15 protein-coding genes are annotated in these 18,902 nt (G+C 63.0%); 9 read left to right on the top strand and 6 right to left on the bottom strand.

The features are described from left to right. Window positions 1-15 precede the first annotated feature (15 nt). The 4 genes from ACZ1JM_RS03855 to ACZ1JM_RS03840 all read right to left on the bottom strand — a co-directional run bounded on the left by ACZ1JM_RS03855 (window position 16) and on the right by ACZ1JM_RS03840 (window position 5,639). Window positions 16-1,656 (bottom strand): FMN-binding glutamate synthase family protein, encoded by a 1,641-nt coding sequence (locus tag ACZ1JM_RS03855; RefSeq protein ID WP_465131812.1) that lies wholly within the window; start codon window positions 1,654-1,656, stop codon window positions 16-18. Further along, window positions 1,653-3,362 carry a thiamine pyrophosphate-dependent enzyme gene (locus ACZ1JM_RS03850; RefSeq protein WP_465131811.1) on the bottom strand — a complete coding sequence of 570 codons (1,710 nt, stop codon included), beginning with the start codon at window positions 3,360-3,362 and terminating at the stop codon, window positions 1,653-1,655. Before ACZ1JM_RS03850 ends, ACZ1JM_RS03855 begins: the two co-directional genes overlap by 4 nt. 104 nt (window positions 3,363-3,466) lie before the next feature. Next, the gene (locus ACZ1JM_RS03845) at window positions 3,467-5,197 is read right to left on the bottom strand and encodes a DUF4153 domain-containing protein (RefSeq protein WP_465131810.1); all 1,731 of its coding nucleotides are present in this window, start codon (window positions 5,195-5,197) and stop codon (window positions 3,467-3,469) included. Window positions 5,198-5,225: 28 nt separating this feature from the next. Further along, entirely contained in the window at window positions 5,226-5,639 is a 414-nt protein-coding gene (locus tag ACZ1JM_RS03840) for a nuclear transport factor 2 family protein (protein WP_465131809.1), read from the bottom strand. Window positions 5,640-5,749: 110 nt separating this feature from the next. Between ACZ1JM_RS03840 and ACZ1JM_RS03835 the strand changes: the two genes are divergently transcribed. From ACZ1JM_RS03835 to ACZ1JM_RS03825, 3 genes are all read left to right on the top strand, one after another. Beyond that, window positions 5,750-6,757, top strand: a complete 1,008-nt coding sequence (locus tag ACZ1JM_RS03835) for an NADP-dependent oxidoreductase (RefSeq protein WP_465131808.1) — start codon at window positions 5,750-5,752, stop codon at window positions 6,755-6,757. Between the two features lie 28 nt (window positions 6,758-6,785). Next, entirely contained in the window at window positions 6,786-7,136 is a 351-nt protein-coding gene (locus tag ACZ1JM_RS03830) for a Rieske (2Fe-2S) protein (protein ID WP_465131807.1), read from the top strand. Window positions 7,137-7,223: 87 nt separating this feature from the next. Next, entirely contained in the window at window positions 7,224-7,652 is a 429-nt protein-coding gene (locus tag ACZ1JM_RS03825; RefSeq protein ID WP_465131806.1) for a nuclear transport factor 2 family protein, read from the top strand. 49 nt (window positions 7,653-7,701) lie between these two features. On the opposite strand, the gene ACZ1JM_RS03820 is transcribed toward ACZ1JM_RS03825, so the two are convergent. Both ACZ1JM_RS03820 and ACZ1JM_RS03815 read right to left on the bottom strand, forming a co-directional pair. After that, window positions 7,702-9,777 carry a M13 family metallopeptidase gene (locus tag ACZ1JM_RS03820; RefSeq protein ID WP_465131805.1) on the bottom strand — a complete coding sequence of 692 codons (2,076 nt, stop codon included), beginning with the start codon at window positions 9,775-9,777 and terminating at the stop codon, window positions 7,702-7,704. Window positions 9,778-9,954: 177 nt separating this feature from the next. After that, entirely contained in the window at window positions 9,955-12,432 is a 2,478-nt protein-coding gene (locus ACZ1JM_RS03815; protein WP_465131804.1) for a TonB-dependent receptor, read from the bottom strand. Between the two features lie 150 nt (window positions 12,433-12,582). On the opposite strand from ACZ1JM_RS03815, the gene ACZ1JM_RS03810 reads away from it, so the two are divergent. The 6 genes from ACZ1JM_RS03810 (at window position 12,583) to ACZ1JM_RS03785 (ending at window position 18,890) form a co-directional block, all read left to right on the top strand. Then, on the top strand, window positions 12,583-13,590 hold the full coding sequence (locus ACZ1JM_RS03810; RefSeq protein ID WP_465131803.1) for an NADP-dependent oxidoreductase: 1,008 nt from the start codon (window positions 12,583-12,585) through the stop codon (window positions 13,588-13,590). Continuing rightward, the gene (locus ACZ1JM_RS03805) at window positions 13,590-14,381 is read left to right on the top strand and encodes a ThuA domain-containing protein (protein WP_465131802.1); all 792 of its coding nucleotides are present in this window, start codon (window positions 13,590-13,592) and stop codon (window positions 14,379-14,381) included. The genes ACZ1JM_RS03810 and ACZ1JM_RS03805 overlap by 1 nt, the downstream gene beginning before the upstream one ends. Before the next feature lie 129 nt (window positions 14,382-14,510). Then, window positions 14,511-14,849 (top strand): hypothetical protein, encoded by a 339-nt coding sequence (locus ACZ1JM_RS03800; RefSeq protein ID WP_465131801.1) that lies wholly within the window; start codon window positions 14,511-14,513, stop codon window positions 14,847-14,849. Beyond that, on the top strand, window positions 14,846-16,000 hold the full coding sequence (locus ACZ1JM_RS03795) for a class I SAM-dependent methyltransferase (RefSeq protein WP_465131800.1): 1,155 nt from the start codon (window positions 14,846-14,848) through the stop codon (window positions 15,998-16,000). The genes ACZ1JM_RS03800 and ACZ1JM_RS03795 overlap by 4 nt, the downstream gene beginning before the upstream one ends. A gap of 188 nt (window positions 16,001-16,188) precedes the next feature. Next, window positions 16,189-17,943, top strand: a complete 1,755-nt coding sequence (locus ACZ1JM_RS03790) for a copper resistance system multicopper oxidase (RefSeq protein WP_465131799.1) — start codon at window positions 16,189-16,191, stop codon at window positions 17,941-17,943. After that, window positions 17,940-18,890, top strand: a complete 951-nt coding sequence (locus tag ACZ1JM_RS03785) for a copper resistance protein B (protein WP_465131798.1) — start codon at window positions 17,940-17,942, stop codon at window positions 18,888-18,890. Before ACZ1JM_RS03790 ends, ACZ1JM_RS03785 begins: the two co-directional genes overlap by 4 nt. Window positions 18,891-18,902: the final 12 nt, after the last annotated feature.

The raw sequence follows: 18,902 nt of genomic DNA, 5'->3' as shown, positions 1-18,902 counted from the left end.
GCGGCTCGGAGTCCATCAAGCCACGCGGCGCTTGAAGGACGCCGGGTCGGCTTGCGCCCACCAGCGCGCCAGGCGCGCATCGCGCGGACCGGCCAGCAGTTCACCCGGCTCCACGAACGGATACAATTCATCCATCGACCGCATTTCCACTGCGCTGATGCGTTGACGCAGACCGTCGGGCGTGAATTCATCCGGTGTATTCAGGCCGCAAGCAACGACGATGTCATGCAGCGCGTCCAGAGTGGCGCGCTGGAACCGGGCCACCCGCTCGGCCTTCTCGGGCACGACCAATGCCCGCTGTCGGGCAGGCGATTGGGTCGCCACGCCGGTCGGGCAGGTGTCAGTATGGCAGCGCATCGATTGCACACAGCCGAGCGAGAACATGAACGCGCGGGCCGCGTTGCACCAGTCCGCCCCAAGCGCCGCGTTCATAGCAAGATCGGCACCGGAACTCACCTTGCCGGAAGCGGCCAGTTTGACCTTGCCCTTGAGATTGGTGCCGACCAGCGCATTGCGCGCCAGCATCAATCCTTCCCGCAGCGGCATGCCCACCCGGTCGGACAGCTCGGTTGGCGCTGCCCCGGTGCCTCCTTCGGCCCCGTCGATGACGATGAAATCGACGAGGATACCCGTTTCCACCATGGCCTTGGTGACGGCGAACAACTCGTGCGGATAGCCGACGCAAAGTTTTATGCCGACCGGCTTGCCGCCGGACAGGTCACGCATCCGGGCGGCGAATTCCAAGAGTTCGATGGGAGTCGAAAAGGCACTGTGCCACGCGGGGGACAGGCAGTCCTCTCCAACCGGTACATCACGCGTCTGGGCAATCTCCTGCGTGACCTTCGGACTTGGTAGGAGACCGCCGTGGCCGGGCTTCGCGCCCTGGCTCAGCTTGATCTCGGTCATCTTCACGGCATCGTTAGCGGCACGCTCCGCGAAATTGCCCGCATCAAAACGGCCGTCCTTATCGCGACAGCCGAAATAGCCCGAGCCGATTTCCCATACCACGTCGCCCCCGTGCTTCAGATGATAGGGCGACAGGCCGCCTTCGCCGGTATCGTGGTAGAAGCCGCCATGTTTGGCGCCCAGGTTCAGCGCCTCGATCGCGTTGGCACCGAGCGAACCGAAACTCATCGCCGAGATATTGAGCCGCGCGGCGTCATAGGGCTGCGAGCACTGATCGGTCCCCACGCGCACGCGGGTTTCCTTCGGTGCGGTTTGGGATGGGGCCATGCTGTGGGCGAGCCATTCGTACTCGTCCGAATAGACGTCAAGTTCGGTGCCGAACGGATGGGCCGATACGTCCCCCTTGGCGCGGGCATAGACCAGCGAGCGGGCATCATGGCTGAACGGCCTTCCGTCCAGATCGCTTTCGACGATGTAGGCGCGCAGATATGGCCGCAGCCATTCGAAGAACCAGCGGAAGCGGGCGGAAACCGGGTAATTGCGCCGCAACGCGTGGTGCGTTTGGGACAAGTCCACGGCCGCGAGCACCAGTAGCGGGACGAACAGGATCAATGCCCACAACGCGCCCGGATGGCGAAGGCCGATCACGAGGACGGCGATGGTCCCGGCCAGTCCCATCAGCAGCAGAATGTTGCGCGACAGGGCATGATCGCGGGTGAGGGCGGATAGCAGCCCGGGCTTCGTGCTCATGACAGCAAGTTGCGGAACATGCCCACAACGTCTTTTCCGCGCCCGCCCAGTACCGCTTTCGCCGAGTATAGCGCCATGCCCGCAACCTGACCGGCCTCAATCTTCGGCGGCATCACCAGTTCGAACCTGTCGGTGACGACGTCCAGCAGCGCCGGGCCGGGGGCGGCGAGCCACGCCTGGACCGCCGCGTCAAGGTCGTGCGCCTGTTCCACCCGCTGCCCCCAGAAGCCCATCGCCTCCGCGACTTTGGAGAAGTCGGGATTGACGAGAGTTGTGTAGGCGTCGAGCAGACCTTCGACTTTCTGTTCTATTTCCACGAAGTCCAGTGCGCTGTTGTTGAACACCACGACCTTGATTGGCAGATTTTCCTGAACCGCGGTCAGCAGATCGCCCAGCATCATCGCAAGCCCGCCGTCGCCCGACATGGAAATAACGGTGCGGGAGGGGAACGCCGCCTTGGCGCCCAGTGCCTGGGGCATGGCGTTGGCCATGGTCCCGTGGCTAAGGCTGATGACGGTGCGGTTCTGGCCAGTGGATGCGACGTGACGCAGGCACCAGACCATTGGCGATCCGGCGTCGGCGGTAATGATCGCATTGGCTGGCGCGTGTTGGGAAATCAGCTCGGTCAGGTATTGCGGATGGATCGCGCCGCCTTTGCCGACATCGGCGTGCTTTGCCTGCTGCTCTTCCATCTTTGCGCGATGGTCGAGGCACTCGTCCAGAAAAGCGCGATCCGTCCGAGGCGCGATGCGCGGTAGAAGGGCGTCGAGGGTCGCGACAATATCGCCTATGACACCCACGTCCACCGGGTGGCGACGGCCAAGGTGCGTTCCATCCAGATCGACCTGCAGGATCGTCGCTTTGGATGGGTAGAACTGACGCCAGGCGAAATCGCAGCCGAGAAGCAGGAGGGTGTCGCACTCCATCAGGGCATGATAGCCCGCCTCTCCACCGAATATCCCGGTCATCCCGACGTTGAAAGGATTGCCGTGCTCAAGGAAATCCTTGGCCCGCGACGTGTGGGCGACCGGCGCCTGCAATGCAGTGGCCAGCGCGACGACTTGATCATGCGCGCGCTCACAGCCAGAGCCGCCATAGATTGCGACCTTGCCGCCTTTGCCGAGTTCGGCGGCGATCCGGTCCAACTCTGTGTCAGAGGGGCGGACCACGGGATTGGCCCGATGCACTGCGAAGGGTGGTTCGTCCGGGGCCTTGGCGCTGGAAACGTCAGCAGGTACGATCAGCACCGCGACGCCGCGCCGGGCGAGTGCTGCCTGCGCGGCCATGGCCGTCTTGCGCCGCGCCTGGGCGGGCGTGCGGATTTCCTCGCAAAAGACGGAGCAGCTTTCGTAGACCGACTTGAAATCAACTTCCTGCGGGAAGTCGAAGCCCAGTTCGTCACGCACGATCTGGCTGGCGATGAGCACGACCGGGGCGCGATTGCGATGGGATTCGAACAGCCCGTTGATGAAGTGAAGGCTGCCCGGTCCGCATGAACCGGCGCATAGGGCCAGTTCGTCGGTCAACAACGCGTCGGCTCCTGCCGCGAAACCGCCTGCTTCTTCATGGCGGACATGCACCCACCGGATGCCGCTTTCGCACAAAGCATCGGTAATGTGGTTCAGTGTGTCTCCAGGCACGCCGTAACATCTGCGTGCGCCGGCTGCCTCAAGTGTCTCGACGATCACTTGCGCCACTGTGGTCATTGCGTATTTCCCGATTGTTTCCGATTGGCTCTGGTCAAAGCGCCCGGGAGGTCGGGGTGTTCCGCGAAAAATGCGGATTACCGATGGAAATCGGGCATGTTCGCTCAGTCGAACTCATCGCCCACCGGCACACCGTCGATGAAGACCTGTTGGCGAGTAACCGGCCGAACCTCCACGCGTCCGGCCTTCAGGCCCCGCTCGATCCGTTCGACCATGGGCTTGTCCCGTACGAGCGGCGTTTTGTTGACGGCGGCCCATGCCCCGTCCTTGCCGCGCCAGATTCGGGCCTGGCTTGACGTGACGATCAGCGCTTCCTTTCCGCCGGGATCGAGGCGGACCAGGCAGGGGCCTTCAGTGAAGCAGGCGTCGTATTCAGCCAGCCGATCGAGCAGCGCCGCAGGAATGCGGGCGCCGCTCGGTTGCACGATAAGCCGGGAGCGGTCGATCGGGGGCGACGATCGCTGAGGGAAAGTGGGGAGGAGCGTCCACCGATCCTTGGCGCTCAACGCCTTGGTGGCAAGGCGACGTATCTGCGTAGAGCTACCGCTTTGCGCCAGATCGCGGGTACGTGCTTCCCCGGCACGGCCGAAATCAAAACGGAGCGCCACCCAGTCGAATTTTTCCGGTGCAACCCTGCCGCTACTCAGCCGGGCGACCTGATCCGCTGCGGAAAGCGCGCCGAAATTGATGATGGGGGTCGCGAGGAGAAGCGCCAAACCGCAAAGTCCGATCGCCAGTCGCATGTTGGCTGTGCGAAGGTGCGGCGCGGCCACAAGTCTCCACCGCAGGATCGTGACGAGATAGGCCAGGCCGTAAGCGCAGGCGATGGCGGCGAAGATCGTTGCCCACAGGCGGTCCGGCGTCAGTCCGTATTGCTGGATGCGCAGGCCGGTCGAAACAGCGGCGATGATGCCCAGCGGCAGTGTGGCCATTCCCAGCACGGCGACGCTGGCGCGCATCAACGGGTTACGCGTTTCGTGCCCGGCATGATCCCCGATCACCACCGTGGGGAGACAGAGCGCGCCTGCCACACAGGTCAGCAGTATCGGGCTGGTCGATCGCGTGGCATCCCACAGCGGTGTCAGGCCGGTGAAGGGAATCGCGACCAGAAAAAGCAGCAGTCCAAGGGCCAGTAATGGCGCAAGTACGGCCAGCACTGTCGTCACGACCCGTTGAATCACGTCCAGAATACGATCGCGATCGCGCAGCAGCCCGATGGCGGCACCGAGCGCAGCCCCGGTCAAGGTTAGCGCCATCCACTCCTTGCCCAGAAGATCACTCAGGAAGTGAATGCCGATCAAGCGGAACAATTGACCCAGCAGAAACGCCATCGCCCAGACGACGCCGGTGAAGGCCCATGCCGCCAGCCATAGCACCACGTTGGTCCAGACATGACGATACGCTTCTTTATACGGGAGCGACCAGTTCCACGGCTGGCCTTCCACCTGCTCGCCGCGCCAGGTCTGGAACAGCGGCGCGGCGATGGCGACGGTCACCAAGGCGCAGGCGATACGCCAAGGCTCGTCGGCGCGGGCACCGCCGAACGGCCCGTTCCAGTATATCGTAAAAGCCAGCAGCAATCCGCCGACGATGGCGAAAGCCACGCTCCAGAAAACGCGCGTACGCTCGACGAGGAAAGCGAACAGCAGCGCGCCAGTGCCGATGAAGGATGCCGCCGCCACGCGAAAGTCGGCGTGGGCACCCTTGGCCAGCGGGCGGTCGGGCTGGCCGATCCAGAAGATCAGCAGGCCGCATAAACCGCCGAGTATGGCGAGCCCCCACGAACGCCAGGGCCAGTCAGCTTCGGGATTTTCAGGCAAGGCGGCGTTATTCATGCCGCCGGTTGTAACCTCGCCAAGCCTGTCAGGCGACTGCTTTCGCCTTGGCCTCCGCCGCTGCGTGGAATACGCCCGGGTCATAGTAATAAGGCTTGATCTCGCAGCACAGACCATCGCGGAACGTGAACATTTCGCACAGTTCCGCCGGCTCCAGCGATGGGTCGGCAAAGCGCATCGTCAGGATCGCGATCGCGCGGTCGTTGCCGAACGCCAGATCGGTGCGATCAAGCCCGGCGACATCCACCAGCCCCATCGCTGTCCCGAACAATTCGCGCAAACCACCCTTGCCGCGAAAGGCTCCGGCCATCGGCAGGGCATTCGATTCGTGCGCGACGAAATCGTCAGTCAGCATGGATTCGGCGGTTTCCCAGTCACCGACCCCGCAGGATTCGTACAGACGATCGACGAAAACGGCCATCTCTTGAGGCGTCATGCTCATTCATCCTGCTCCGCTGTGTTTGCGCGGGAGTTTGACCATAGGCGGGGGGCAAGCAAACCTAGCGTTTAGACCAGCCTTTCGCCATTCTCTCACGCCGCTAAGCAGGACGGATGGGAAAGGTACGACAGATATTGCTGGCACGGCGTCCGGAAGGAATGCCCGTGCTTGAGGATTTCACGCTGGCAGAAGCGGACATGCCGGTTCCGGGGGAGGGCGAGTTTCTCGTCGCCATGCGGGTCGGCTCAGTCGATCCAGCGATCCGCGGGTTTCTGGACGATCGGCCCAGCTATATAGAGCCAGTCGCGATAGGCGCGCCGATCAACGGCATGTCGCTGGGCGAGGTCGTGCAGTCCAATCACGCGGATTACCCGATAGGCACGTTCGTTCGTGCCTTTGCGACATGGCAGGATCACTACGTCCTGTCGGGAGAAAGCTGGGGCCTGGAAAAGGTGCAGCAGCGCCCGGGCACTGAACTCTACCATTACATGGGGGCGTTGGGGCCGGTGGGGCTGACCGCCTGGGTCGGCCTGTTCGCGGTGGGAGAGGCGAAGCCTGGGGAGACAGTGGTTGTCAGCGCCGCCGCTGGAGCAACCGGATCGACCGTGGGGCAGATCGCCAAGGCCAAGGGTTGCCGGGTGATCGGCATCGTCGGGTCGCCGGAAAAAGTGGACGTGATCCGCGACCTCGGCTTCGATGCAGCAATCGATTACCGCGCTACGCCGGACATCGCCGCGGAAATTGCCCAGGCGGCGCCAGAAGGCGTAGACGTCTATTTCGATAACGTCGGCGGGGAAATGCTGGAGGCGATCCTGCCCCTGATGCGCCTGCATGGTCGTGTTTCCGTGTGCGGCATGATTGGACAGTACAACGACGCCGATCATCCTTATGGCGTAAAAACGCTATGGCAACTGGTCGTCAATCGCATCAGGATGCAGGGCTTCATCACCTTCGATTATCCCGATGTACTGGCGCAGGCCCAAGCCGAGCTTGACGAATGGGCCGCGCAAGGCAAGCTGCGTCCGCTGGCGAACGTGCGCGATGGCTTTGAAACGCTGCCGCAAGCCTTCATCGACTTGATGTCCGGCCAGACCATTGGCAAAACATTGGTCCGGATCTGACCGGACCCCTTCGGATCGCAAATCATAAATGACTGAAACCTATCACCCAATGATCGCTGAGAGCGACTTTCCTGAAGAAGGCAAATACGCCTCTCGCCTGGCTGGCTGGAGCGTGCTCGTCATCAAGACGGACGACGGTTTCCGCGCCGTGAACGATCGCTGCACGCATCAGGCGGCGTTGCTGTCACCCGGCCGCGTTCGACGCGGCGCGATCATGTGCCCGCTGCACGGCGCACGGTTCGAAGCCGCGACCGGACGCTGCATCGGTGGTGCCTATGCAGACCTTCGCGCTTTTCCACTACGCATCGAAAACGGCATGATCGAAGTGGCCGTGCCCGATGCCGCGCCGGGGCCTGACGAGAGGCCGGTCGGGCTGTAGGGCCTGCCATAAGGCACAGGTTCGCTTCGGCGCGGCCCGCTCTAGCATCGCATCATACTAAGCGTGACACTTTGGGAGAATGCGCAAATGCCGTACACTGGCCCGTTCGAGGATCGCCTCGCCATCCGTGAGTTGCTGGAAACCTACGCCGACGCGGTGACGCGGCGGGATGCGCAGGCGTGGGGCGAAACCTGGGCGCAGGATGCGGAGTGGTCGCTGCCCGATTATCCGCAGCTTGGGACCACAAAAGGCCGCGATGCCATCGTCACGATGTGGGTGGAAGCCATGAAGGCATATCCCGGCATCATGTTCGAAGCGTGGCCGGGCTCGATCGAAGTGAATGGCGATAGCGCGATCATGCGCAGCTACACCTCCGAAGTCTACGATCAGGACGGCGTCACCATGCGCGATCGAGGCATATACGAGGATACGTGCGTGAAGGAGGGCGGCAAATGGCTGTTCAAGAGCCGCTCGTTCCGCAACATCCACCGCCAGCACGCCCCGAAAGGCGTCTGAATTCCAATCGCGGGGATGACGACCACGTCGTCGCCATCCCCGCAACTGCTCACCAGAGGCGCACGCGCTTAGCAGGGGGCAGATACAGCGCGTCGCCCGGCTTGACGCCGAACGCATCATGCCACGCATCGACATTGCGGACCGTCAATGCGCGGTACTGGCCGGGGGCGTGGGCATTGCCGATCACCTGACGGCGCAACGCCCCGTCGCGCTGCTTGCTGGCCCAGCTCTGCGCGAAGGCGATGAAAAAGCGCTGGTCTCCCGTATACCCATCCACGACGGGAAGCTCTTTGCCGTTCAGGGCTTCACGATAGGCGTCGTAGGCCGCCACCAGTCCCGCCACGTCCGCGCCGTTTTCGCCCAGTTCCAGCTTGCCGTTGAGATGCAGGTCGGGGAACGGCGTGTATGCGTCATACTGCGCGACGAGTGCCTGGCTCTGCTGCTCAAAATGAGCGAGGTCTTCAGCCGTCCACCAATTACGCAGCAGTCCCTTCGCATCGACGAGCGCGCCGCTGGAATCAAAGCTGTGGCTGATCTCGTGTCCGATCACAGCACCGATCGCGCCGTAGTTGGATGCGATGTCTGCCTTGGGATCGAAGAACGGCTGCTGCAGGATGGCGGCCGGGAAATTGAGCGCGTTCTGGACCGGGAGGTTGACCGCATTGACCATCTGCGGCGTCATCCACCACTCGGCACGGTCCTGCGGTTTGCCCAGCTTCGCCAGTTGCTGCAGCGTGCGGCCGCGGATCGCCGACATGCGATTGGCATAGGCCGTGTTCGGCTTGATCGTGACCATCGAATAATCCTGCCAGCGGTCGGGATAGCCGACGCTGACGACCATTGCGTCCAGCTTTGCGCGCGCTTCCTTGCGGGTGGCAGGTGCCATCCAATCGAGCGTATCGACGCGGCGGGCGAAGGCATGCTTTATGTGCTTCGTCATCTCCGCGACTTGCGCTTTCGCCGAAGCGGGGAAGTGTGCCTCTACGTACAGCTTGCCGAACGCATCGCCGAGATCGCTGTTGAGCGACGCCAGCGCCCGTTTTTCGCGGCTGCGCTGCTGCGGCGTGCCGGACAGCGTCGTTTCATAGAAGCCGAAGTGCAGCGCATCGATCTTCTGGGTCAGCACATCCGTGTTGGCGTTGATGCGGTGGAACGCGAGCCAGTCTTTCCACGCATCCAGCGGTTCCGATCCGACGAGTGCGGCGATCCCGGTGATGGCCGACGGGCTATAGGCATCGAAGATCTGCTGGCGCGGCATGCGTGCTGCTGTGAAATAGGCGTCCCAATCCATGCCAGGGGCCTTGCTGGCGAAATCCGCTCGGCTCCACAGCGTGCCGCCGTTGGCGAAGTCCGCCGTTTCCGACTTGGTGGCGTGGGCTTTGGCAATCCTGGTTTCCAGATCGAAGATCCGCGCGGCGCGGGCTTCGGGTTGATCGATGCCTGTATGGCGCAGCAACTCGGCGATGTATGTCTTGTACTGCCCCCGCCAGGCGACCATCCGTGCCTCGTCGGACAGGTAGTACTCGCGATCAGGCAGTCCCAAACCGCCCTGGAACACATAAGGAACCACATCGTCGCTTTTCAGCGCCTTGGTGATGAACAAGCCGAACAAGTTTTCCGTCGCCATGTCGTTGTTGTTATTGAACAGATCGACATCGCTCTCGGTCTGGTCGCCGAGCACGCGTACGAGTTCGGCCTTGTCGGTGATACGACTGTACCGGGTCAGGTCGGCGCGCAGAGGTTCGATCCCCGCCTGGTCGATGGTCTTCACATCAAGGTAGGCACGCCAGTAATCGCGCAGCCGCGCCTTGTCCGTCCCCGCCGCCGGCTTTTCGGCGATGACTTTCCGGATCAGCTGCAGCTGCTGGCTGTCGGTCTTGTCGGCCGCAACGGTGTGTGACCCGATGCGGCTGCGATCCGCCGGGATCGTCGCCCGCGCAAGCCAGCCGCCGTTGGAAAACAGGTAGAACTCGTCCCCCGGCTTCACACTCTTGTCCATCGCCGTCTCATCAATGCCCGCGGACGCCACGGATTGCGCGGTCTTCGGAGCACGATCGGCCGCCGAAAGCGTGAGCGGGAGAGTGCAGGACAGCAGCAGAGCGGAAAGCAGGCGGGTTGGCTTCATGGAAAAGACGATCCTTTCGCCGCGGGACGTATGTTCGTCCTCATTCGGAATACCCCAAGATAGCCCTTTGCAGTCCGATCGCCAACAGCGGAAAAGCGATAAATTGCGCGATCACGCAATAAAAAGAGGCGAGGCATTTGCATGCCCCGCCTCCCTGCGACCCGATTATGTTGATCTTTAGAAGCGCTTCGTCACTTCCACCATGACTGTGCGCGGCAGCGTGCCAAAGCCGAGCTGGTCGGCCTTGATGCCAGCCGGGGTACCGGTGCCGCCGCCGGTCGACGGACCATCGACCACGCCGGTGACATAGAACTGGTTGGTCAGGTTCTTGCCGATGACGGCGAACTGCCAGTTGTTGTCTTCGGCGCCGAAGCGGATGCCCGCGTCCAACGTTATGTACTTGCTCTGGCGCGACAGCGGATTGCCGAAGCCCGAGGCAAGGTAGCTGGCGGAATACTTGGAGTCGATGTTGAAGCCCAGCTTGTTGGACGATCCGACCGACATTTCGTAGCTGATGCCAAGGTTTCCGGTCCAGCGCGGCGCCACGGAAAGCGGGGCACCATCAAGGCTCTGGCGGGAATTGCCAACCAGGTTGCAGCCCTCCGCCGGGGTCTGGCCAGCGTAGCACGGCGCCAGCGGGAAGTCGGTATACCGCGCCTTGTCGTAGTTGATCGAGCCGTGGATGTCGAAGCCGGGGACGCCATTGGGGGCGAACTGGAATTCAGCTTCGATACCCTTGGTGCGGGCATCAGCGGTCAAGGTCTGGAACGCGAAGATGGGCGAGTTGAAGAAGTCCACCTGCAGGTTCGAATACTTGTAGTTGAACGCCGTTACGTTGAACCGCAGCTGGTTCGACAGCAGAGTGGACTTGAAGCCGATTTCAAAGCCCTCGGCCTTTTCCGGGTCAAACGTAAGGTCCGCCGTGGGATCGGTCGAGAACTTGGAGTTGATGCCGCCGTTCGAGAAACCGCCGGACTTGTAGGCGGTCTTGTACGCGCCATAGATCATGAGATCAGGCGTGGGCTTCCAGGTCAGGGTGGCTTCCGGCGACCAGTTGCGGAAGTGCTGCCGTGCGGTGACTACGCCCAGGCCGTCCGGATCGTTCTGATCGCGGAAAATGCCCAGAACCAGCGGGTTATTGTATGGCTGCGTGAAGAAGCTGTTCTTCGTCTCATCCGTGTAGCGCGCACCGCCGGCCAGTTCCAGATCGGGCAGGATCTTGTAGGTCAGCTGCCCGAACACGGCCATCGTTTCACCCTTGGTGAAGCTGGTCTTGGCGGTGGTCACATATTCAAAGCCCGCCGGTGCGGCCGAGTTGGATACGCCGCCGGTCAGCACGTACTGTTCGAAGTCGCGCTTGGTGTTCTGATACAGAAGGCCGACCATCAGGTTGAGCGGGCCGTCGAGCTGGGTGAGCGCGCGCAGTTCCTGGCTGAATGCCTTCCACGACGAGTTCTCGGTCGCCCAGGTGGCGCCGGGGCCAGTCCCGCTGTTGCTTGACTGGAAGTCGCATGCGCAAGTCCAGCGGTTGTTGTTCCACTGATAGTTGGTGACTGACGATACCTGCAGCAGGTCGGCGTCATAGGTGATGTTCAACGTGCCGCTGGCCGAGCGATACTTGTTGTAAAGCTGGCCGTCTTTCCTGGCGAAAGGATAGGTCGCCGCGATGTCTGTCGGCATGTTGTTCTGGTGCGTGACGAAATCCTTGCCGCACGCATAGCCGTTGAGCTGCGAGGTCGAACCGTTGCCGCAACGATACGCGACGTAGTTCCACGACGAGTTGTTGACGGTGCTGGTATCGACGGTGCCCTTGAGGCTGACGGTCAGGTTGTCTGTCGGCTCCCACTTCAGGGTGCCGCGCGCTAGGAATTCTTCTTCACCCGGCGCTTTGCGGGCGGCTGGCTGGGCGATGTGTGACGTCGGATCACCGGTACCGCCAGCGAGGATGCTGGCAGCGTCGATCTCGGTATAGGTGATGGGATCGGCGACGTTGCGATAATAGCCGCCCTCCATCTTCGTGTAACGCGCAGCAAGGCGAATGCCGAGCGTTTCGGTCAGCGGCATCGAGGCGTAGCCTTCGACGCGGTACTGCTCGCTCTTGAACTCGTAGCCGCCCTTGATCATGAATTCGGGCTTGTCGCCCGGATCGGCAGTGGTGATCGAAATCACGCCGGCGGTCGCATTCTTTCCGAAGAACAGGGCCTGCGGGCCTTTCAGCACTTCAACCCGGGCGAGGTCGAAGAAACCTTCCTGAATGACGCGGCCCTGGCCGTAGTATGCGCCATCGACGACGACGGCGACCGACTGTTCGATACCGATCGAGGTGGAGGACGAACCGATGCCGCGCAAGGTCAGCTGCGCGCCCGATCCGTTCGATGCGCGGCCCACACTGAACTGCGGCGCGATGGCGGTGATCTTTTCAACGCTGGTGACGTCGCGGTTGACGATCTGCTCTGCCGAGATCGCCGTCACCGCAACCGGTACGTCCTGCACCGTTTCCTGGCGCTTACGAGCGGTCACGATGATGTCGCCAAGACCGCCTGCCTGCGGTGTGGTGGCCGTTTCCGCCGCCGTATCCTGCGCCATTGCCGGAGCGGCGCTCAACGCGATGCCCAGCACCGTCGAGCCGAGCAGCATGCTTTTGGTAAATCGCACCTCAGTAACCCTCCCTGATTTCATTCTTCTTGTGCGCACAACTAGACCATGAAATCGGGTCCAATGTCCTGTGCAAACGGATAGTCCTAGCAATTTAATCAGGTGGCGGACGTGCCGTCGCAGGCAAGGGTCAGGAAGAGGAGACCTGAATTGACCAACTGCCGATACTGGCGCCTGGATAGCCACCCCCAGGGCAACACCGATTTTGGCCGCTTCCTTAGTCTGCATGAGGACAGTTTGCCGCCATTGGCGGACGGCGAGGTGCGCATCGCGGTCGAGTGGCTGTCGATGGATGCGGGCACGCGCATGTGGATGAGCCCGCGCACCGATGGCTATCAGCCGCCGCTGCCGCTGGGTTCCAGAATGGTCGGCCTGGTGCTGGGCCGGGTGATCGCCAGCGCCGATGCGGCCTATCCTGAAGGCGCGCTGGTGCGCGGCTTTGGTCAGTGGGCCGATATCGCCACCGTCGTCCCCGCGCTTACCGGGCTGGAAGTGGTGGACGATACCGTCGCCGATCCGCGCCAGCACTTCGGCGCGCTGGGCCTCAATTCCTGGACGGCGTATGTCGGCGTCAAGGAAGTGGCAGCGGTCAAGGCAGGTGAATGGTTGGCGGTCTCCGCTGCAGCGGGGGCTACCGGCAGTCTCGCCTGCCAGGTCGGCAAGAACCTTGGCGCGAAAGTCGTCGGCATCGCGGGCGGGGCGGACAAGTGCCGCTTCCTGACCGAAGAACTGGGCGTCGACATGGCCGTCGACTATCGCAACGAGGATGTTGCCGCGCGGCTCGCGGAAGTTCCCGGCGGTATCAACGCCTTCTTCGATAACGTGGGCGGACCGATCCTCGACGCGGTCCTTTGCAACATGGCGCACTACGGCCGGGTTGCCGTATGCGGCATGATCGCGGGATACGATAACGATGCCCCGATGGCGGGTCCCGCCCAATTCGATCAGGTCCTGATGCGTCGCCTGCGGATCGAGGGATTCTTCATCCCGGACTTTCTGGAGCGTGGCGCGGAATTCATGCCGCAGCTGCGCACGTGGCTGGATGAAGGCAAGCTGTCCGTGCGTTTCGACGAAACGGAGGGTCTCGACAACGTGCTCATCGCATACGAGCGAATGTTGACGGGCAAGAACATCGGCAAGGTCGTGGTAAAGCTCTGATGCCTGCCATCCGCCACCGCGCGCCGCTGCAATGCCTGGTGGCGGTACGCGGCCATCCTTTCGACCGCACTGCATTCGACGCGATGTTCCAGGCGATGGACGGCATCAGCGCCACCATGGTGGACCAGCCCGCAGCAGCGCGGTTGATGAACCCCGATGGGATGCGCGGCTTCGACGTGCTGGTGCTGTACGACATGCCGGGCCTCGATTTCGAAGCCGAGCAGGATGCGCCGCTTTACCTCGATCCGCCGGAAGGGTTGCCAGAGGGGTTCCGCGCGCTGTTGGGAGCGGGGAAGGGCGTCGTCGCCCTGCACCACGCCCTGGCGGGTTGGCCGACCTGGGGTGATTATCATGACTGGCTGGGCGGCCAGTTCCTGTACAAGCCGGGGGTCTTGCATGGTCAGCCGGTGCTCGACAGCGGCTACGCGCACGGCGTAACCTACGAGGCGCAGGTCGTGGGCGACCATCCGGTCACGGCCGGCCTGCCGCAAACCTTTACGCTGACCGACGAGCCGTATCTGGCGCAGGTATTCAGTAAGGATGTCACGCCCCTGTTGCGGGCGGATATGCCGTTCACGCGGGACGGCTTCTTTTCCGCCAGCCTCGCGGTGCAAGGGCGGATGTATGACCGCGACGGCTGGGAGCATGCGGAAGGCAGCAACCTGATCGGCTGGACGCGGCAGGCGCTGAACAGCAAGCTGGTGTACCTGCAGCCCGGCGACGGGCCCTCGGTATATGACGACGCCAACTATCGCCGCCTGCTGGAAAATGCGATCCGCTGGGTGGCGTAAGGAGTAGCGCGGCTTCGGGGTACAAAAATGTCCGACCGGCGATAGAATTTCCATTCAGGTGCGCATCGACCGGGCCGAGACCCTATATCGGCAGGATCACGCGCCACGCTGACGAGGAACGACGCCCGAATGACACGATCCATGCTGCCACGCACGCCCAACCGCCTCGATGCGATCGACAACGGCAGGCCGATGGACGAGCAACTACTGGCGATGATCGTAAGCTTGACGTCCGAACTGACTGTCATGCGCGCCAGGCTTGATGCGTGCGAGCGGCTCCTCTCAGCCGGGGGTGCGTTGGCCGAAGGCGCTGTTGACGCATTCGAACCCAATCCGCAGGCTGCCGCCCAACGCGAAAGTTTGCGGCGGGCGACATTGGACAAAGTGTTTCGCCCCTTGCGTGAAGCGGCGCAGGCCGAACTCGCGGCGTTGGATGCAAAACCGAACCAGCAGGAGATCGAAGCATGAGCGAACAGATGTCCGAACGCCGCGAACAGATGGACCACCCGCTGATCGCGGTTCCGAGCCATGACGAACTGGCCGAACAGCTCTTCGTCCGCGATCTGAAGCTCTACGTCATGGGCGAAATCGAGCCAGTACAGGCGCGGATCGCGGCGGCCGAACAGCAACGCGCTCGCGGTGAAGGCGGTAACAACGATGCCGGCGCGCTGCGCACACGCATGGCGGAGCATCCCAGCTTCGCGACGTGGCTTTCACTGAAGCGCGAATCCCAGCGGCAGCTGTGGGCCAGCGTCGCCACCAGCGTGGAACGGCAGGCCGATCGTCTGGAGGAACTGGCGGACATAGCCATGCCGCTCGGTTCGGTGCGGACGAACCCCGCCTTCCCGGTGCCGGACTACATCGCCCGGGGTGACATTCACCTGATGCCGGGCGGCAACGCCCATGACGATGGCTCCATCCTGCAGGGCGCGGTCATGGACAGGGGCGGGGCAGTCTACATGCTGGGTCGCAACGGCGGTATGCTCAACGACCTGCGCGGGCAGACCGCGATGGCGCATGTGCTGACCCGCTTCCCCGATCTGAACCCCCGGCGTATCCTCGACATGGGCTGCGGCATCGGCACCAGCACCGTCCCCGCCGCGCAGTGCTTTCCTGAGGCCGAAGTACACGGGATCGACGTTGGCGCGTCGATGCTTCGCTATGCCCATGCGCGGGCAGAACATCTGGGGGCAGGCGTCCACTTCTCGCAGCAGAATGCCGAGAGCACTGATTTCGAAGATGGCAGCTTCGACCTCGTATTCAGCTGCGTGATGTTCCACGAAACATCGCAGGCGGCCAGTCTGGCGATCGTCGCGGAAAGCCGTCGCTTGCTGCGTCCGGGCGGGGTCGCGGTCCATCTTGAAGTGCCTTTGCTCCACGACAATACCGATGCGTGGGTCGAACTCTCGGGCGAACTGGAAGCACAGTACAACAACGAGCCGAACTGGCGCGGCGCGCTGACCACGGATTACAAATCGCTGTTCGAAGCCGCCGGGTTCAATTCAGTGGAAGTCGGCTATCAGGCTACCAGCCCAGCTGCGCGCAGCGGTCCACTGCGCTTTGGCCCCGAAAGCGAAGGCGTGTTCCGTTCATGGTTCGTGGCATCAGGGGTCGCCTGAACAAGATCCCGAGGCTTATTTTCGTAAGCCTCGGGATAGTTGCCTTGAAACCAAATTGCGTTTCCAAGGGACACGCGGCGCCGATAGTTGCGGCCACGGCGTGGCGCATCCCCAAAATTGAGTATGCCGTCTGAAAGTCTTTCGTCGATCCTTTGGCGTTCGATATTCGATGCGTATATAGCGCCCGCATGACGATCCCGCCTTCCCACCAACGCTCGCTTCTGCACTCTCGTCGCAGGGTTCTGGCGTGGGGTGGAGCGCTGGCGGCGGGCATGGGCAGCAGTGGGCTTTTTCCCGCTTGGGCGCGCAGCGGCACTTCGGGCACCGCCCATACTTCCATGCCGTCACAGACCCTGTCCGGCGACGCGATTGCGCTGCAGATCGCCGACAGTCATTTCCGCACTGGCGGTCGTTCCGCCCATGCGGTGACCGTAAACGGCACTCTGCCGGCTCCCCTGATAAGACTGCGCGAAGGGCAGACTGCCCGCATCGCCGTCACCAACCGGTTGCGTGAGCAAAGCTCGATCCACTGGCACGGCCTCCTGGTCCCGTTCCAGATGGACGGGGTGCCGGGCATCAGCTTTCCCGGGATCGATCCGGGGGAGACGTTCACGTACGAATTCCCGGTCATCCAGTCGGGCACGTACTGGTACCATTCGCACTCCAACATGCAGGAGGGGGTGGGCCTGTACGGACCGATCATCATCGATCCCGCCGGCCCGGATCCGCTGGCGTGTCCGCGCGAGCATGTGCTGGTCCTCAGCGACTGGAGCCCGATCCATCCGCATGAACAGTTGCGGCGGCTGAAGATGGCCAGCGGCTATTTCAACCGGCAGAAACAGACGCTTGCCGGGCTGCTTGCAGGGAAGGACCAGTCCCTGTCCGAGCGGCTGGAATGGGGCCGCATGCGTATGGATGCGACGGACATCTCGGACGTGACGGGATCGACGTACAGCTTCCTCATCAACGGCCATGGCACACCTGAAAACTGGACCGGGCTTTTCACGCCGGGTGAGCGGGTGCGGCTGCGCGTGATCAACGCATCGGCGATGACGAACTTCAATTTCCGCATCCCCGGCCTGCCGCTGAACGTCGTCGCGGCGGACGGCAACACCGTACAGCCGGTCGAAACCGATGAAGTCCAGATCGCGATTGCCGAGACGTACGATTTCATCGTCGAGCCGGGGGATCAGGAAAGCTACGCCATCGTTGCCGAAGCGATCGACCGTTCAGGCCTGGTACGCGCCACCCTGGGGCAGCGGCCGGGCATGGCGGCACCGATCCCGCCCCTTCGCTCCCGGCCCGTGCTGACCATGCGGGACATGGGCATGGATATGTCAGGCACGGACCATGGCGACGGGGCGGGACACTCGATGGCGATGCGTGACCCATCCGTTGCGCCGAATGTGCCGATGGGCCCGGGCGTGGCGATGCTGTCGCCGATGCCGGTGGACCGGCTGGCCGATCCGCCGACGGGGCTGGAAGCGGTCGACCACCGGGTCCTGACGTATGCCCAGCTTCGCGCAGCTGATCCCAATCCGGATACCTGCGTGCCCAGCCGGCAGGTAGACGTGCACCTGACCGCCAACATGGAACGCTACATGTGGTCCATGGACGGGGTCGCGATGTCCGAAGGGGCAGCGCCGATCCCCTTCCGTCTTGGCGAGCGCGTGCGCGTGAACCTGATCAACGACACGATGATGCCGCACCCGATTCACCTCCACGGCCATTTCTTCGAACTGGTCAGCGGCGAACCGGGGCATCGCGCGCGCAAGCATACGGTCAACGTGCTGCCGGGCGGCAAAGTCTCTTTCGACCTGACCGCCGATGCCGAAGGAGACTGGGCGTTCCACTGCCACATGCTGCTGCACATGCACGCAGGCATGATGCGGGTGGTAACAGTTCGACGCGACGATGTCTCCACCCACGCGGAGCACGGATGATGGCGCGACGAACGTTGGCAGCGCTGCCGCTGTTGGTGGCGCTGGCTCCACTGGCGGCGAAGGCTCAGGACATGAGCCAGATGGACCATTCGCAGATGGACCATTCGGACCATGGCATGGAACCCATGCCGATGCCGGAGCAGCCCGATAACGCCGCCCCCGATCCGCACGCCGGGCACAACATGGCCCAGGCGACGTTGTCCGACCGGCCCGGTGATGCGCCGCCACCGCCCGTGCCTGCCGATGCTGCCGCCGACCGCGTCTTCAGCACGGCGCGAATGGACGCCGCGCGCAAGACCATGTTCGACGAAATGCGCTTTTCAACGTTCGCGCTTCAGGTCGATCGGCTGGAATACAGGGCGGCGAAAGGCAGGGACGGCTTCGGCTGGGAGGGTGAGGCGTGGTATGGCGGCGATCTTGATCGGGTCGTTCTGGCCAGCGAGGGCGAAGGTAGTTTCGGCGAGCGCGCTGAACGTATCGAGTTGGCCGGGTATTGGCGCCACGCGCTGGATCCCTGGTTCAATCTGCAGCTTGGCGTGCGGCATGATTTCCGCCCCGACCCGCAGCGCACGTACGCGTTGATCGGAATCCAGGGCCTCGCGCCATACTGGTTCGAGGTTGGCGGACAGATCCTGGTATCGAACCGCGGTGATATTCACGCGCGGGGCACCGCATCGTACCAGCAGCGCATCACGCAATCACTGGTGATAGAGCCTGAGACGGAGTTCGATTTTGCGTTTCAGGACGTGGCGGACCTGAACGTCGGCGCGGGGTTCGAGCGTATCGAACTGGGCGCGCGCTTGCGCTACGACCGCAACCGCTCTTTTGCGCCGTACCTCGGCGTTCACTGGGAGCGCAAGCTGGGCCAGACGGCCACCATCGCGCGCCGCCGGGATGATGGCGTGTCTGGTGTATCGATGGTGATGGGCGTGCGTGCGATGTTCTGACCGGGCCGATAC

The sequence above is a fragment of the Novosphingobium sp. BL-S-24 genome (genome assembly GCF_055521575.1).
The sequence above is the reverse complement of the archived record's forward strand: the minus strand, read 5'-3'. Positions and strand labels throughout refer to the sequence as shown.